This is a genomic window from Haladaptatus paucihalophilus DX253, from assembly GCF_000376445.1.
Taxonomy (GTDB): Archaea; Halobacteriota; Halobacteria; order Halobacteriales; family Haladaptataceae; genus Haladaptatus; species Haladaptatus paucihalophilus.
Genome location: NZ_AQXI01000001.1, coordinates 885,325 through 900,770 on the forward strand (window position 1 = coordinate 885,325; position 15,446 = coordinate 900,770).

Genomic DNA, 15,446 nt, shown 5'->3' on the forward strand with positions numbered 1-15,446 from the left:
CTATCTCGATGGATACGTCGGCGAACCGAGACCGACACTTCTTAGACCCGGTACCGAGTACACCCGCCCGTGGTGGGATGGCAGAGCGGCCTATTGCGCCTGCCTTGAAAGCAGGTGGCGTCATGCCTCTTGGGTTCAAATCCCAATCCCACCGTTCTCGACACGAACTATCCGTGAGTGTCGAGTGAGGCGATTGGGTTTGAATCAGGCCAGTCACAGCCCGCGAAGCGAGCGATAGCGAGCGAGCAGGAATGTCTGGACGAGGTTCAACATCCCAATCCCACCGTTCTCGACACGAACTATCCGTGAGTGTCGAGTGAGGCGATTGGGTTTGAATCAGGCCAGTCACAGCCCGCGAAGCGAGCGATAGCGAGCGAGCAGGAATGTCTGGACGAGGTTCAACATCCCAATCCCACCGTTCTCGACGCGAGCAACTCGTGAGCGTCGAGTGAGGCGTTTGGATTTGAATTAGACCGAGGTTCTGCACGGAGTGCAGGTTCTCGGGCGTTGTTCAACATCCCAATCCCACCGTTCTCGACGCGAACGAATCGTGAGCGTCGAGTGAGGCGGTTCGAGCCATCGTTCGGTTTACGACGTCGATTCTTCCGTTTCTCCTTCGAGGTAGTTGACGAGCCGTGATTCGAACAGGGCGGTGAAGGGCAGGACCAGCAACCAGCTGAAAATAGCGACGAACGGGTCGATGAACGCGATTCCTATCGAGAGGACGAAGACGGTCGGAGACACGAAAAATCGCGCAGCTCGGATGGCCATCGCACGGGGAGGGAGCCCTTCCTGTACGAGGCGTGTCCGTGCGGCGTGGCCCCACAATCCAGCGAGGAGGAAGCCCGTGGCGGCGAGCGTTCCCGCATAGAACATGACGCCGAACCGGTCGGGATAGGCGGTGAACAGGGACGTGGCGTAGGGTACGAACGCGACGAACAGGAGGAAGAGGAGATTGAGCCAGACGAGGCGTTTGTCGGACTTCTCGATGTACACGAACACCCGTCTGTGGAGCACCCAGTACGACCCGATGACGAGGAAGCTGAACACGTATCCGAACAACTCGTGCCACTGTTCGAAGACGAGAGTGGGAAGCACCGACGCCGGTTCTCCCGCCGGGACTGTCGGCACGGAGATGTCCAGCACCAGCAGCGTGATGGCGATGGCGAAGACGCCATCGCTGAACGTGACGAGGCGTTCCGTCTCCTCCGTCTCCCGTGAAAGAAGGCCGCTCATGCGGCCGATGTACGACGTTCACACGCTTTTATCTATCTCCGCGTCGAAATAGACGAGCAGGAATTACGCCGGTTCGAAGCCCGAGTCCGTGACCGCGGCGAGCGGTTGGGTGGGCACGTCGCGGGACCACGACCATCCGTCGGTTCCGTCCGAGCCGTCGCGGCTGTTGTTCACGTTGCCATCGTTCACCCGGACGATTTCGATGCCCGAGAGCATGGGGTCTTCCTTCCGGTGGAGGAACTTCACGTTGAGGGTGCCGTCGCGGACGGTGACGGTGTACGATTTCATCGTTCCCCGGTCGTGACCGAGTTCTTTGTACATGTTGTACTTGTGGAGGACGCGGTTGCCCTCGATTTCGACGTCGAACTCCCGCGGTCCTTCCTTCTTGTGGTCGTTCCAGCCCGAGTTACCGAGATACGTCTCCGCGAAGTACAGTCTGACCTCGTATTTCCCGCTCCGCACCGGGAAGCGGTACTGCATCTCCGTGTCGTCGGTCCGGTCGTTCTTCGTGTCGGCGTCGTACCGCCGACTCTGGAACATCGCCTCGGGCGTGCCCGCCGGAACCGCGGGCGTCATGGCGATGGGGTCGTTCGTTCCGTTGGTGTGACTGCCGCTGACACGCGCGTTCCCGAACCGAACGGGGTCGTTTTCGGAATCTTCCAGCCAGTTCGGGCCAGTGTCCGACGACGAGAGCCATCGGCCACCGACGTTGACACGGTACCGAACCGTCTTACTCGGTGCCGTCGTCGCTGTCGTCGTTTGTGTCGTCGTTGTGGTCTGTGCCGTCGTGGTGGACGGTCGCGTGGTGGTCGAAGTCGTTCGTGTCGTTTGCGTCGTTTGCGCTGCCGTCGTGGTCGTGGCGGTCGGCGTCGTCTGTGTCGTTTCGACCGGGGTACTGGTGGAGTCGTTCGCACCGCCGGACGCCGGTTGGAGCACGCCGCCCGGCACCCCCGTCACGATCAGTATTCCCGCAACGAAGAAAACGACGCCACCGCCGATAAGTATCCCGTGGATGAATCCTCCGGATGAAGAGCCTGACATGTTTCTCATCTCCCCCGCGTATACCGCGCCATGCTCCGAGGTTCAGCAGGCCATCCAGTTAATTATACACCGGTTAAAGTACAACCGAGACGAAAGTACGTGCGTTATTTTACCGCCCCCATTTGAATGCACCCGAATTCCCGCTAGAGATACAGAACGTCCAAAAGCGGACGACGATGGTAACCGAACCGCACGAACGCACCGAACAACAGCACGAAACGTTGCGGAGCGCCATGGACAGAGGGTATTACGAGATTCCACGGCGAATGACGACCACGGACCTCGCCGAGGAACTCGGCGTCTCACACCAAGCCGTCTCGGAACGGCTTCGGCGCGGTCATCGGTGTCTGGTCGAACACGGACTCCCCACGCCGAGAAAGTGAGACAGAAAGCAACCCTTTTGCTCTCCCCTGATAGAGGTGCGAACATGGACTGGCCTCACGACCCGGATGGTGACGAAGGGAGCGAGGGAGGACGAAAGTACGGACTCGCTATCCTCGCGAAGAAACTGGACGAGGACGAGGACTTCCCGCTCGAACGCGACGAGTTCGTCGAGGAACACTCCGACGAGCCGATTCGGATCAACTACAAGAAGGTTGTCAGCGTCGGCGACATCTTCGAATACGTCGAACCGACCGAGTTCGAGACGATAACCGACTTCCACAAAGCCGTCGGCAACGCGATGCGGGCCGGTGGCTTCTGGGACTACCACCCGGTCGGCGAAAACCCCGAGAAGAAACGCGCCTAACTACTCCGACTTTTCCGACCATCGCTCGCCGCCACCGTCGGGTGTCGCGGCGGGCGCTTCCGGTCGCTCGGTTCCCTCGTCCGTCGGGAGTCGAATCTCTTCTTCGACGTCCCACGCGTGCTCCGTTCGCGTCTCCGCACGGACCTTCTCTTCGAGGAGGTTGACCGCGACCCGGTTTGCGCCCTCGGGGATGATGAGGTCGGCGTGCTTTTTCGTCGGTTCGACGAACTGCTCGTGCATCGGCTTGACCGTCGAGAGGTACTGGTCCATGACGCCTTCGAGGTCGCGTCCGCGGTCCACCACGTCCCGCTCGATTCGGCGGAGGATACGCACGTCGGCGTCGGTTTCGACGTACACCTGCAGGTCGAGCATCTCGTTGACTTCGGAGTCGTACAGCGCGAGGATGCCTTCGAGGACCACGACGTCCGTCGGCTCGATCGTGACGCGTTCGTCCTTGCGGTTGTGGACGCTGAAATCGTACTGGGGCATCTCGATGGATTGGCCCGAAAGCAGCGAGTCGAGATGGTCGCGGAGCAGTTCCCATTCGAACGCCGACGGGTGGTCGTAGTTTATCTCCGTCCGCTCCTCGAAGTCGAGGTGCGAGAGGTCCTTGTAGTAGTTGTCCATCGGAATACGAGTGACAGAATCACTCCGCGCTTCCGTTATCTCGCGGGCCACTGTCGTCTTCCCCGCGCCAGTGCCCCCCGCGATACCGATGACGAACGACGGGATACTCATTGTGGGGTGCAGGTGGAAGGGAGATTTGAATCCCCCGGAATCCGAATCGGTCCGAGAACTGACGTTCCGATATTCTCACGGTTCACCGTCCCATCCCCCAACGATTCCCCACCATCCCATTTTTGAGACGCAAATCACGATTAGGACCGCTTATACGATAGTGCTGCCAACGCACGACCAACAGTGACGAACGCCCAGATAACGTTGATTCAGATCGACAACTACGGGCCGTGGACCGTGACGCCCGAACCGCGTCGGGAAGTGGACCTTCAAACGTTGCAATCGCGCTTGTACGCCGACCTCTCGCAACTCATCGGCAACCGAGAGGGCTACGTCTTCTTCACGCGATTCGACAACATGGTGGCCGTGACGAACGGTCTCTCTCTGGACGACCACGCGCTCGTGCAGGAATCGGTCGGCAACCGCTATCCCGTGACCGTCAGTTTGAGCGTCGCCACCGGAACGAATCCAGTGCAGGCCCTTCACGACGCCACGGAACTGCTACAGGACGCCGGAAGCGCACAGGACCACTCGCGCCGGGAGATTCTCGACGGTCGGACGATAGATGAGGAGTTCCGGACGGACGACGACGTGCAGATCGCCCACTTCGACGTGAACGACATGACCGGCAACTACACCGACGAGGTGAACGCCTTCGATTCGTTCATCCACATCGAGCAGGGGTACGCCGAACTGATGCGCTACATGCGCGAGGCACACGACTCGCTCTCGTTTTTCGTCGGGGGCGACAACGTTATCGCCGTCTGCCCGAATCTGACCGAATCGGACTACGAGGACGCGATTCGACACGTCAAGGAGAGCGTCGAAGTCGACCTGAAAGTCGGCGTCGGTCAGGGTCGGGTGCCACAGGACGCCGGGATGGACGCAAAACACGCGTTGGAAACGTGTCGTGCGACCGGCAGCAAAATCGAGTTCGAGTAGTCGTCTTCGAATTCGGGTAGCCGTCCCCGAATTCGAGACCTCGGTTTCGGGGCCGAAAACGTAGCTAGTACTATTCGACGGACGCGGGAATAAAGATGCCGGGGATACTTTTTAGGACGGTTGTGTCAAACGTTCACATATGGACGCTGAAGTCATAGTGCGGGACGTGATGACCCGGGAATACGTCGGGGTCAGCGAATCCGACACGGTGCTGGGTGCGGTTCGCCTCATGTCGGATGAGGGTGTGGGGAGCGTCGTCGTCCTCCGTGGACGTGAACCGGTCGGAATCATGACGGAGGCGGACGTACTGTCCCTCGTCGCGGACGAGGAAGAACCCAAGGAAACCACCGTCTCCGAAGCGATGTCGAAGCCGGTCATCTCGATGCGTCCCGACCGTAGCCTCGCCGACGCGGCCGGGATGATGGCACAGCAGGGAATTCGACGCATCATCATCACCGGGGCCGACGACGAACTGCTCGGCGTCCTCACCGAACGGGACGTCATCTCGGCGTCCGCATCCCCGCCGAGCATCACGCGCTCCAACGAACGGGAGCGCGAACGGCAAGCCGCGGACACCGAACTCGGCGGACGAATGGAGACGAACGGAGGGGACAGCGAGTACACGAATCAGAGCATCTGTGAGGTCTGCGGCGCGCTCACCCACGATTTGACGAACGTCAACGGACAGTTGGTCTGTGCCGACTGCCGCGATTTCTAGCCGACTCGCTCCTACTTCTCCGAAAAATGGTAGCATTTGTTGAATTTTAAAAACGGCTAAAGGTAGATTTATATCGGCTGGGTCGATACCCATCCCTGTCCATGCGATATGATATCGAACGGCGTGACGTGTTGAAGGGCCTGGGTACGGCGGGAATCGCCGGACTCGCGGGCTGTATCGGTGGTGGCGGTGCCGGAAACGACAATACGAGCGACACCGGTGATGGAGACGGAACCAGTGACGGAGGCGGTGGCGGCACGAACAGCGGCGGTCCCGACGTCATCAACGTCATCGGCTACCCCGAGAGCGGTATCCAGCTGTTCCGCGACTACTACAAGAGCACCGACGGGAAGCAGAAGATAATCGTCCCCGACGGCCTGCGCGACTCGAAACTGCCGAAGCAGGTCAGCAACGACATGGCGAACGTCACCGGGACCGCGCCGGCGGCTTCCGGGCCGAACCAGCAGGCGTTCACGGAGATGTACAAAGACGAGTACGACCGTGAACCAGGCGTGTTCAACTCCCACACCTACGACGCAGTTGCCATCCTCATTCTTGCCAACGTGGCAGCGGGGGCCAACAACGGGGAGAAAATCCGCGACCAGATGCGTCGTGTCGCCAATCCCGGCGGGCAGAAATACGGCCCCGAGGACCTCGTGGATGCCGTCAAGGCCGCCTCACGCGGCGAGGACATCAACTACCAAGGCGCATCGAGCGTCGTGGACTTCGACAAAAAAGGAGACCCGGCGTCCGCGGCCTACGACGTTTGGAAGTTCGACTCCAGTGCCGACGGTGGCATCAAGACGGAGGATACCATCAAATTCGAAGGCGAACCGAGCGGTAAGATGGCGGACAGTTCTCCCGGCGGCAAGAACCGAAAAGTCAAGGTCGGTATCCTGCTTCCCGAAACCGGCGACCTCGGGTCGACCGGGAGCCTGATGATAAACGCGGCGAAGATACCGGTCAAACAGGTCAACGACGCCGGCATCAACATCACTGTGGACTCCCAAATTGAGGATTCACAGACAAAGAAACAGGCGTCGCTCAGCGGCGCAAACGCGCTCGTCAGCGCCGGGTACCCTGCCATCTGTGGTCCCGCGTCGTCCGGGAACAACATCCCCGTGAGCCAGCAGGTGTACATCAAGCAGGGTATCGTCGGCTGTTCGCCGTCCAGCACCGCGCTGACGGTGACGAACCTGAACGACGATGACTACGTGTTCCGCACCGCGCCGAGCGACCTGCTCCAAGGCAAAGTCATGGCACAGGTCGCGTCCGAGCGATTGAGCGGCAAGACGGCCTCGACGCTGTTCGTCAACAACAGCTACGGTCAACAGCTGTCCGACAAGTTCTCGAACACCTTCACCGACAAGTACGACGGCACGATGCTCCAGAAGGTGTCGTTCAACAAGGGCGAATCGTCGTACACGTCCGTCATCAAGAAGGCGATGAGTTCGAACTGACCGCGCGTCTCACTCGTTCGGCCGTTTTCTCGGGAAAAAACGTCAGTCGCGCTGACTGCTGGTGTATCGACCGCCGGACGATGAACCGACTGCCATCTATAATGATAGTTTAAGATATACTTTTCCCTCGGAACGGTGAGGGTTCCACCGGGTATGAGTCAGAAAATCGACCGTCGCGCCTACCTTCGAGCGGCAGGTGCAGCGACAACCGTGGGGCTGATGGGAACGCTCCAACAGGGGGGTGGACCGGATATGCTCACCGTCATCGGCTATCCGGAGAGCGGAATTCAGCTGTTCCGCGACTTCTACGCGACCGGACGGGACGTTCCCGTCCTCGTGCCGGACGGGCTACAGAGTTCCAGCCTTCCGAAGGAAGTAGGTAACAACATGCAGAACGTGACCGGGACGGCACCCGCCGCCGCCGGTCCGAACCAACAGGCGTTCACGAAACTGTTCCGCGACCGTTACGACTCGCCGCCGGGCGTGTTCACGGCCCAGTCGTACGATTCCGTGGCGATTCTCATCCTCGCCAACGCGGCGGCGGGAGAGAACGACGGGCAGAAGATCCGCGACCAGATGCGTCGCGTCGCCAATCCGCCGGGAACCGAGTACGGCCCGGAAAACTTGGTCGACGCCGTGAAAGCCGCCGCGAACGGCGAAGACATCAACTACCAAGGCGCATCGAGTTCGACGAACTTCGACGCGAACGGCGACCCGGCGTCCGCGGCCTACGACGTCTGGAAGTTCGCACCGCAGACCGAAGACGGAATTCGAGTCGTCAACACCCGACAGTTCCAGAGCAACGCGGGCGGTCCGGAAGCGAACAACGCACCGGGAGGATTGGGTCGAACCATCAGGGTCGGCATCCTGTTGCCACAGACCGGCGACCTCGCGTCCGTCGGCGGCCCGATGATTCAGGCGTCGAGAATCCCGATTCAGCAGGTGAACGAGGGGAACGTCGACCTCCAAGTCGAAACGCAAGTCGAGGACACCCAGACCGCTCGGCAGGCGTCGCTCAGCGGCGCGAACGCCCTCGTCAACGCGGGCTTCCCCGCCATCTCCGGTCCGGCGTCCTCGGGGAACAACATCCCCGTTGCGAGCGAGGTGTTTATCCCGAACCAAATCGTCGGCTGTTCGCCGTCCAGCACGGCCATAACCGTCACGCGCCTGCAGGACGACGACTACATCTTCCGCACCGCGCCGAGCGACCTGCTCCAAGGCGGAGTGATGGCACAGGTCGCCGGTGAGCGCATCGGCGCGCAATCCGCCGCGACGCTGTACGTCAACAACGATTACGGCCAGCAACTGTCGAACCAGTTCGCACAGAAGTTCCAGCAGGACCAAGGCGGCAACGTCACTAACCAGGTGGCGTTCAACAAAGGGGAGTCGTCGTACTCCTCCGTCATTCAACAGGCGCTCGGCTGAGCGCGCCGCTACGCCCGATTTTTGTGCGTCGTCCCCGACGCGCCGTCGCTCGTCCAGTTCCCACGAGTCCCGACCAACCGGTTGTCGCTCTCGTTCGAGCGCGCCACGACCGCCGCTCCGTCGGGATTCGAAAGCGTCGCGTTCCGTATCTCGTTGTTCCGTGAATCGACGAGCAGGAGGGCCTCGTCGGTCGAACGAACGACGGCATCCGTGGCCCGTCCGTTCCGGTCTCCGAGCAACGCGATGCCGGTTTTGCTCCGTACGACCGAGGCGTTGTTCACTGTCACGTCTCGGGAGTCGGCGACGAACAGGCCGACCGAACTCATATCCCGGACGACGCCGTTCGAGACGACGCTCCCGTCGGAGTCGCGCACGAAAATCCCGGTGAAGCCGTTCGTCGCCGTCACGCGTCCGACCCGCGACTCCGGGGAGTCGGAAACCGTCACGCCGTCCCCGGTGTGCCACGTCGTCACGTTCGTCACGGTCCCCCCGCGGGCCCCCTCGTATCGAACGCCGAACGTCCAGTTGACGGCCGTCAGATCTCGCACCGTGACGTTCCGTCCCGTCACCGCGATACCCGTCGTGTTCTCCCGAAACGTGTGCCCGTCGATTACGTGTCCGTTCCCGTCGAGAACCACGTCGTCGGCGGTGATTCGAACGCACGACTCCGCGCGCTCGTCGATATCGTCGGTGAGAACGTAGCGCCCTGAATCACGTATCACCGAACAGGAATCGAGGCGAGTCGGCGGGTCGTCGAAGGCGGGCGTGGCGGGTGTTGGTACCCCAAACACGAAGACGAACGCGGCCACGACCGCAACCGCGAGCACCGGGGCCACCCACCGTGAACGCGCCATGGATGCAACACGCACCGCTCGTGCTTGTCGGTTGTGGCGAAGCGAGGTGAAGAAACGAGCGGGTGAAGCGGGAGCGGAGGTGCGAGGAAACGAGCGGAAGACAGGGGAGCGGACTACGAGCGGAAGACGAGGGAGCGGACTATCCGCCGAGGAACTCCTGTCGAACCTCGTCATCCGCCAGCAGCGCGTCCCCGGTGTCCATGAAGCGGTTGCCGCCCTGCACGAGCACGTAGCCGCGGTCACAGCGCCGCAGGGCCTCTTTTGCGTTCTGTTCGACCATCAGGATGGCCGTCCCGCTCTCGTTGATTTCGTCCACCTTGTCGAACATCTCGGCCACGAGGTCGGGGGCCAATCCCGCGCTGGGTTCGTCCAGCATCAGCAGGTCGGGGTCCAGCATGAGCGCGCGGCCCATCGCCAGCATCTGCTGTTGTCCGCCGGACATCGTGCCCGCCTTCTGGTCCCTGCGCTCGTCCAGAATCGGGAACCGGTCGAACACCTCAGCGAGGGCGTCTTCGGGCACCTCGTCGAGGATGTACGCGCCCATCTCCAAGTTCTCCTGCACGGAGAGCGTCGGAAACACGTTGTCGTTCTGCGGGACGTAGCCGAGGCCGAGGTGGATGATGTCCTCCGGCGCGTCCCCCTGAATCTCCCCCCCGTCGAACGTGACCGTCCCGCCCATGTATGTCGTCAGCCCGAAGACGGACTTCATCACGGTCGATTTCCCGGCCCCGTTCGGGCCGACGATGGTGACGTACTCGCCGTCCTCGACGCGCATATCGACGTTGTTCAGGATTTGCAGGTCCTCGCCGTATCCCGCATCGAGTCCGTCCACTTCGAGGAGCGCCATCAGATTTCCTCCCCGAGGTAGGCGTCGATGACCTGTTCGTTCGAACGGATGGCCGCGGGTTTCCCCTCGGCAAGCACTTTGCCTTGATGCATGACGATGACGTGTTCGCAGTTGTTCATGATGACGTCCATGTCGTGTTCGACCAACAGGAACGTGTAGCCGCGTTCACGGAGTTCGTGAACGTGTTTGAGCAGTTTCTTCTCCAGCGACGGGTTGACGCCCGCGAGCGGTTCGTCCAGCAGGACCATCTGCGGGTCGGTCATGAGCGCCCGCGCCATCTCCAGCAGTTTTCGCTGCCCGCCGGAGAGGTTGCCCGCGTACTCGCTCGCGAGGTGGTCGATTTCGAAGAACTCCAGCATCTCCCACGACCGTTCGAGCATCTCCTCTTCCTGCTCCCGAACGTCGCCCCGCAATCCGGGCGTCACCGACCGCCAAAGCCGTTCGCCCTCCTGCGCTTTCGGGGCGAGCATCATGTTCTCCAAGACGGTCATCTCGGAGAGTTCGCGGGCTATCTGAAACGTCCTGACCATGCCGCGGTCGGCTATCTGATACGGCTGGAGTCCCGTAATCTCGTCGTCGTTGAAGTACACCGCGCCGCTGTCCGGTTGATAGACGCCCGTGATGAGGTTGAACGTCGTGGACTTCCCCGCGCCGTTCGGGCCGATGAGGCCGGTGAACGACCCCTGTTCGACGGAGAACGTCGCGCCATCGACCGCCGTGATGCCGCCGAAGGTCTTCCGGAGGTTCTCGACGCGAAGCGGCGTCTCGCTCAGGTCCGCCACCTCGTTTCCGATGTCGAGCGTCTCGGTTTCGGCCGTCTCGCTCGCGGTCATTGCTCCTCACCTCCGTCCGCCGCGGGCGTCGGTTTCGCCTCGCCGGAGCCGCCGCCGGGACGCGAGAGCGGGATGCTCGCCGCTTCCTCCTTGCGGTGGCCGAGGACGCCCTCGGGCCGGTGTTGCATTATCCAGATGAGGACGGCCCCCATGATGACCAACTGAAGCGCGTTGATGTTGTTGATGATGTACGCGACCATCGGCGTGATGTGGCCGTTGAACAGCGGGCCGACCGCATCCGCGAACGTGTTCGGCGCGCCGGACACGTTGTACACCTGCCGGATGATGTTCTTGAGGTAGAGCGGTCCCTGATACAGCAACCCGGCGAACACCGCCGCGCCGAGGACGCTCCCGGTGTTCGACCCGGCACCGCCGATGATGAGGGCCAACCACACGAAGAACGTCACCTGCGGCTTGAACGAGGTCGGCGTGATGGCACCTTGGCGCATCTGCCAGAGGATGCCCGCCAGCCCCATCAGCGCACAGCCGAGCATGAACGACTTGATCTTGAACACGTCGGTGTTCTTTCCGAGGGAGTTCGCCACCTCCTCGTCCTCGCGGATGGCCTTGAGCACGCGCCCGAACGGCGATTCACCGGTCCGCTTCATCAGCCAGTAGAACGCCGCCACGAATCCCATCAGGATGACGGCGTAGGTCAGCGAGTTGAGCACCGGTCCGATGGACCCGCCGACGAGCGGATTGAGCGCGTCGTCGAGCGCGCCGTACGGGGCGCTGTCGAACAGCGGTTGCAGCGGGTCTTCGAAGTTCAACAACAGACCGCGACCGCCGCCGGTTCCGAGCGTCTTGCCGAACAGCGTGAACGTCTGGAACTGGTCCGACATCACGATGAAGCGGATGATCTCGGAGGTCGCGATGGTCACGATGGCGAGGTAGTCCGCCCGCAACCGGAGCGCCGGAAGCGCGACGAGCAACCCGAGAATCGCCGCCGCGAGCATCCCCGCGAGGATGCCGACCCACAGCGGGAGGCCGAGACCGGAGACGGTCGCGGCACCGGCGGTCGCGCTCGCGGGGGGTTTCGAGACGATGGCCATCGTGTACAAGCCGACCGCCATGAACCCCGCGATGCCGATGTTGAACAGGCCCGTGTATCCCCAGTGGAGGTTCAACGCGAGCGCCAACATCCCGTACACGCCGATGAGGAACGTGAGGCGTGCGAGGGAGTTCAACTGGCCACGGAGCGAGTAGCCGAGCGCCGACCCCGCCAAGAGGTACAGCACGTAGATGGCCAGCAGTACGCCGAGGATGAGCATCGTGTCGTTGATCTCGAAATCGCGGACGCTCGAACTCATGCGGTCGTCCTCCCGGCGAACAGACCCTGTGGCTTGAACAGCAAGATGAGGATCATCATGCCGAACGCGGCGGCGCGGCCGAAGGCGCTCGGAATCCATATGATGGAGAGGTTCCACGTCAGCCCGATGACCAACCCACCCAGAATCGCGCCGTAAATCGACCCGATGCCGCCGAGGATGACCGCGGCGAATATCGGGAGCAAGAGGAGCCACCCGAACTGGAAGACGATGGTTCCCTTCCAGAGTACCAACAGGTAGCCTGCGATGCCGGTCAGACCGCCGCCGATGATCCACGTCCAGCGGATGACGCGTTCGGTCGGAATGCCGCTGATGCGAGCGAGGTCCTCGTTGTCGGCCATCGCGCGCATCGCCTTGCCGAGTTTCGTCCGCTGCAACAGCAGGTGAACGCCGATCATCAAGCCGACCGTGCAGACGAGGAGCGTCAGGTCGTGTGCCGTCACGCGGACGGTTCCGTCCCAGAGCAACAGGTTCCACTTGGGGATATCCTGTAGCGCCGTCGTTCCGCGGTTCTCGGTCGAGAAGACGAACACGATGAGGTAGCGGAGCACGAACGCCACGCCGACGCTCGTGATGAGGAGCGAAATCCCTTCCGCGTCCCGCATCGGTCGGTAGACGATACGGTCGATGAGGAGCGCCAGTACGACGGTGCTAACACCGGCGAACACCAGCCCCAAGACGACCGCTATCGGGGTCGTCGCGATGGTGATACCGAGACTGCTGGCGTAGACGGAGCCGCCCGCGCCGACCAGCAACAGCCCCGCGATGTTGTTGCTCCCCAACCCCGCGATGAGGTACGTAACTGCCCACCCCGAGAACGCGCCACTCGTGATGTAGTCTCCGTGCGAGAAGTTTGCGAAATTCAGTATGCTGTACGTCATCGAAAGCCCGATTCCGGCGAGACCGATGATGAGTCCCCGCATGAGGCCGTTCCACACGAGTGACCCTACGTCGGAAACCAGTAGGTCGCCGGACAGCAGGCGATTGATGAAGTCGAAAACGAGGAGTACCCCGACCAGTCCGACGACCACCAGCAGCGGTCGTTCGACGATGAGGCGACGTCCACGTGAATAGGTCTCATTTACGCCGTTCATTGATAACTCTCCACACGATAACCGGTTCCGGTAAGACTATTAAACCTTTCCGACAGAGCGGTCCAGCGAATTTCAGTAACGGCGGCATACTAACAGCTCTCGGAGAGGAATGTGGAGAAAAGAAATAATCCGTCTATTTACTCGAAAACGTGTTTATTTCCAGCACGGATTACCGACACACATATGCCGGGCGGTGTTGCAGGCACACGTATGCCCATACAGACCCTTGACGACCTCGCCGTCCAAGGGACGACCCTCGGCGTGCGCATCGACATCAACAGTCCGTTGACCGATTCCGGTGAGCTCGCCGATGACGCGCGTCTGTTGGCGCACGTCGATACCCTCTCGGAGCTGTTGGAGCGCGGCGGAAAGGTCGCGATCCTCGCCCACCAGGGCAGACCCGGAAGCGACGATTTCGCCGGGCTCGGCGCACACGCGGAGCGATTGGACGAACTGCTCTCCTTCCCGGTTTCTTACTGCGATGCGACGTTCTCCGCCGACGCGCGCCGCGCCGTGTCGAACCTCAACGAGGGAGAGGCGGTGCTCTTGGAGAACACCCGCTTCTACAGCGAGGAGTACATGGAGTTCCCGGCGGAACAAGCCGCCCAAACCCACCTCGTGGACCGCCTCGTCCCCGTCCTCGACGCCTACGTCAACGACGCGTTCGCGGCCGCACACCGGTCACAGCCCTCCCTCGTCGGGTTTCCGACCCGGCTGCCGGGGTACGCCGGGCGCGTCATGGAGCGCGAAGTGGACGTGCTCGGCGACATCGAATCGACGCCGCGCCCGCGAACGTACGTGGTCGGCGGCGCGAAGGTCTCCGACTCCATCGCGGTCGCGAAAAACGTGCTGGAGCGCGACCTCGCGGACCACGTGCTGACGGCCGGTGTCGTCGGGAACGTCTTCTTGTTCGCCGACGGCGCGGACCTCGGCGACGCCAGCGCGGACTTCATCCACGACGAGGGATACTGGGATTACATCGACGACGCCGCCGAACTGCTCGACACGTACAGCGACCGAATCCATCTCCCGAAGGACGCTGCGGTCGAACGGGACGGCGAGCGCGTCGAACTCACCCGCGAGGAGTTCCCGCCGAACGAAGACGAGGGTGCGATGGACGTCGGCGATGCCACCATCACAGCCTACTCCGAGATCCTCCGCGATTCCGGGACCGTCATCCTCAACGGCCCAGCTGGCGTGTTCGAGGACGACACCTTCGCCACGGGCACCCGCGAGATGTACACCGCGGCCGCGAATGCCGAGTTCAGCATCGTCGGCGGCGGCGACACCGCGGCCGCGATTCGGAAGTTCGACCTCGGCGGGTTCGACCACGTTAGCACCGGCGGGGGCGCGTGTCTTCGGATGCTCACCGGCGACGAACTCCCGGCGTTGCAAGCGCTATCGCAATAGATGGTTACGATAGAGGCCGCGACCAGCGCGGACATCGACCACGTTACCGACCGCTGGGTCGAACTCGCCCGCGACCAGCGCGACCACGGGTCACACCTCCTCGCGGAGGAGAACCGCGGTGCGGTCCGCGATGCGGTCGCGCGCCACGTCATCGAAAACGACCTGCTCGTCGCCCGAGACGAGGGTATCGTGGGATTCGTGATGTTCGAACTGGAGACGGGTCTCTACCGGCACTCGACCGCTCGCGGAATCGTCCAGAACATCTACGTCGAACCCGCGTCGCGGAACGAGGGCGTCGGGTCGGCGCTCCTCGCCGCCGCGGAGGAAAAACTCCGAGAGCGGGGCGCGGAGGTGCTGGCGCTCGAAGTGCTGGCGCGAAACGAGAACGCCCGCAGACTGTACGAAAACAGGGGTTACGAACCACATCGAATCGAGATGGAAAAATCGGACGAAAACGATAACCACTCAAAGGAGTAGCGACAACTGGCAGTTGCGCCAAGGGAGCTTGGGTGGTTCAAGCACTCGATTTGTAATCGAGAATACGTGGGTTCAAATCCCACCCTTGGCTTGTGCAGGCGACTGTTCCGTCGCCTGCGCAACCTTCTTGGATTTGAAGCAGACCGAGGTTCGACGCGAAGCGTCGGTTCTCGGGCGTGGTTCAAATCCCACCCTTGGCTTTCTATCTGCGCCCGTTTTCGGTGCGGAAGGCGCTCGACTTTTGTGAAATTGTATCGACGCTCGAAGCCATTCCTCCTCGACTGTTTTCTCGATA

16 protein-coding genes and 2 tRNA genes are annotated in these 15,446 nt (G+C 61.9%); 10 read left to right on the top strand and 8 right to left on the bottom strand.

Features of this window, described 5'->3' with window-relative positions:
- Nucleotides 1–71 precede the first annotated feature (71 nt).
- Nucleotides 72–154, top strand: a tRNA-Ser gene (locus B208_RS0105060).
- 434 nt (nt 155–588) lie between these two features.
- Here the strand turns inward: B208_RS0105060 and B208_RS0105065 are convergent.
- Together B208_RS0105065 and B208_RS0105070 are read right to left on the bottom strand one after the other, a co-directional pair.
- Entirely contained in the window at nt 589–1,236 is a 648-nt protein-coding gene (locus B208_RS0105065) for a TMEM175 family protein (RefSeq protein ID WP_007977408.1), read from the bottom strand.
- A gap of 63 nt (nt 1,237–1,299) precedes the next feature.
- Complete coding sequence (locus tag B208_RS0105070) at nt 1,300–2,277, bottom strand: malectin domain-containing carbohydrate-binding protein (RefSeq protein ID WP_007977410.1); 978 nt, start codon at nt 2,275–2,277, stop codon at nt 1,300–1,302.
- Nucleotides 2,278–2,453: 176 nt separating this feature from the next.
- Between B208_RS0105070 and B208_RS0105075 the strand changes: the two genes are divergently transcribed.
- Nucleotides 2,454–2,660, top strand: a complete 207-nt coding sequence (locus tag B208_RS0105075) for a helix-turn-helix domain-containing protein (RefSeq protein WP_007977413.1) — start codon at nt 2,454–2,456, stop codon at nt 2,658–2,660.
- A gap of 44 nt (nt 2,661–2,704) precedes the next feature.
- Entirely contained in the window at nt 2,705–3,025 is a 321-nt protein-coding gene (locus tag B208_RS0105080; RefSeq protein ID WP_007977414.1) for a DUF5785 family protein, read from the top strand.
- Here the strand turns inward: B208_RS0105080 and udk are convergent, their stop codons facing one another.
- Nucleotides 3,026–3,763: a uridine kinase gene (udk, locus tag B208_RS0105085; protein WP_007977415.1), complete on the bottom strand. Its 738-nt coding sequence runs from the start codon at nt 3,761–3,763 to the stop codon at nt 3,026–3,028.
- 183 nt (nt 3,764–3,946) lie between these two features.
- Here udk and B208_RS0105090 point away from each other — a divergent pair, with 183 nt between their 5' ends.
- The 4 genes from B208_RS0105090 to B208_RS0105105 all read left to right on the top strand — a co-directional run bounded on the left by B208_RS0105090 (nt 3,947) and on the right by B208_RS0105105 (nt 8,308).
- A complete protein-coding gene (locus B208_RS0105090; RefSeq protein WP_007977416.1) occupies nt 3,947–4,705 on the top strand; it encodes a GTP cyclohydrolase III in 759 nt (252 codons plus the stop codon).
- A 139-nt stretch (nt 4,706–4,844) separates the two neighbouring features.
- Nucleotides 4,845–5,423: a CBS domain-containing protein gene (locus B208_RS0105095; RefSeq protein ID WP_007977417.1), complete on the top strand. Its 579-nt coding sequence runs from the start codon at nt 4,845–4,847 to the stop codon at nt 5,421–5,423.
- Nucleotides 5,424–5,524: 101 nt separating this feature from the next.
- The gene (locus B208_RS0105100) at nt 5,525–6,883 is read left to right on the top strand and encodes an ABC transporter substrate-binding protein (RefSeq protein ID WP_007977418.1); all 1,359 of its coding nucleotides are present in this window, start codon (nt 5,525–5,527) and stop codon (nt 6,881–6,883) included.
- Nucleotides 6,884–7,036: 153 nt separating this feature from the next.
- Nucleotides 7,037–8,308 (top strand): ABC transporter substrate-binding protein, encoded by a 1,272-nt coding sequence (locus tag B208_RS0105105; protein WP_026177740.1) that lies wholly within the window; start codon nt 7,037–7,039, stop codon nt 8,306–8,308.
- An 8-nt stretch (nt 8,309–8,316) separates the two neighbouring features.
- On the opposite strand, the gene B208_RS0105110 is transcribed toward B208_RS0105105, so the two are convergent.
- From B208_RS0105110 to B208_RS0105130, 5 genes are all read right to left on the bottom strand, one after another.
- Nucleotides 8,317–9,162, bottom strand: coding sequence for a right-handed parallel beta-helix repeat-containing protein (locus B208_RS0105110; protein ID WP_007977420.1), 846 nt, complete (start codon nt 9,160–9,162; stop codon nt 8,317–8,319).
- Between the two features lie 139 nt (nt 9,163–9,301).
- The gene (locus B208_RS0105115) at nt 9,302–10,009 is read right to left on the bottom strand and encodes an ABC transporter ATP-binding protein (RefSeq protein WP_007977422.1); all 708 of its coding nucleotides are present in this window, start codon (nt 10,007–10,009) and stop codon (nt 9,302–9,304) included.
- Nucleotides 10,009–10,842: an ABC transporter ATP-binding protein gene (locus B208_RS0105120; protein ID WP_007977424.1), complete on the bottom strand. Its 834-nt coding sequence runs from the start codon at nt 10,840–10,842 to the stop codon at nt 10,009–10,011. The genes B208_RS0105115 and B208_RS0105120 overlap by 1 nt, the downstream gene beginning before the upstream one ends.
- Nucleotides 10,839–12,152 (bottom strand): branched-chain amino acid ABC transporter permease, encoded by a 1,314-nt coding sequence (locus B208_RS0105125; RefSeq protein WP_007977426.1) that lies wholly within the window; start codon nt 12,150–12,152, stop codon nt 10,839–10,841. The genes B208_RS0105120 and B208_RS0105125 overlap by 4 nt, the downstream gene beginning before the upstream one ends.
- Nucleotides 12,149–13,093 carry a branched-chain amino acid ABC transporter permease gene (locus B208_RS0105130; RefSeq protein WP_171970518.1) on the bottom strand — a complete coding sequence of 315 codons (945 nt, stop codon included), beginning with the start codon at nt 13,091–13,093 and terminating at the stop codon, nt 12,149–12,151. Before B208_RS0105130 ends, B208_RS0105125 begins: the two co-directional genes overlap by 4 nt.
- Before the next feature lie 381 nt (nt 13,094–13,474).
- Here B208_RS0105130 and B208_RS0105135 point away from each other — a divergent pair, with 381 nt between their 5' ends.
- The 3 genes from B208_RS0105135 (at nt 13,475) to B208_RS0105145 (ending at nt 15,242) form a co-directional block, all read left to right on the top strand.
- Nucleotides 13,475–14,674 (top strand): phosphoglycerate kinase, encoded by a 1,200-nt coding sequence (locus B208_RS0105135; protein ID WP_007977429.1) that lies wholly within the window; start codon nt 13,475–13,477, stop codon nt 14,672–14,674.
- Nucleotides 14,675–15,151: a GNAT family N-acetyltransferase gene (locus B208_RS0105140; protein WP_007977431.1), complete on the top strand. Its 477-nt coding sequence runs from the start codon at nt 14,675–14,677 to the stop codon at nt 15,149–15,151.
- A gap of 17 nt (nt 15,152–15,168) precedes the next feature.
- Nucleotides 15,169–15,242, top strand: a tRNA-Thr gene (locus B208_RS0105145).
- Nucleotides 15,243–15,446 lie beyond the last annotated feature (204 nt).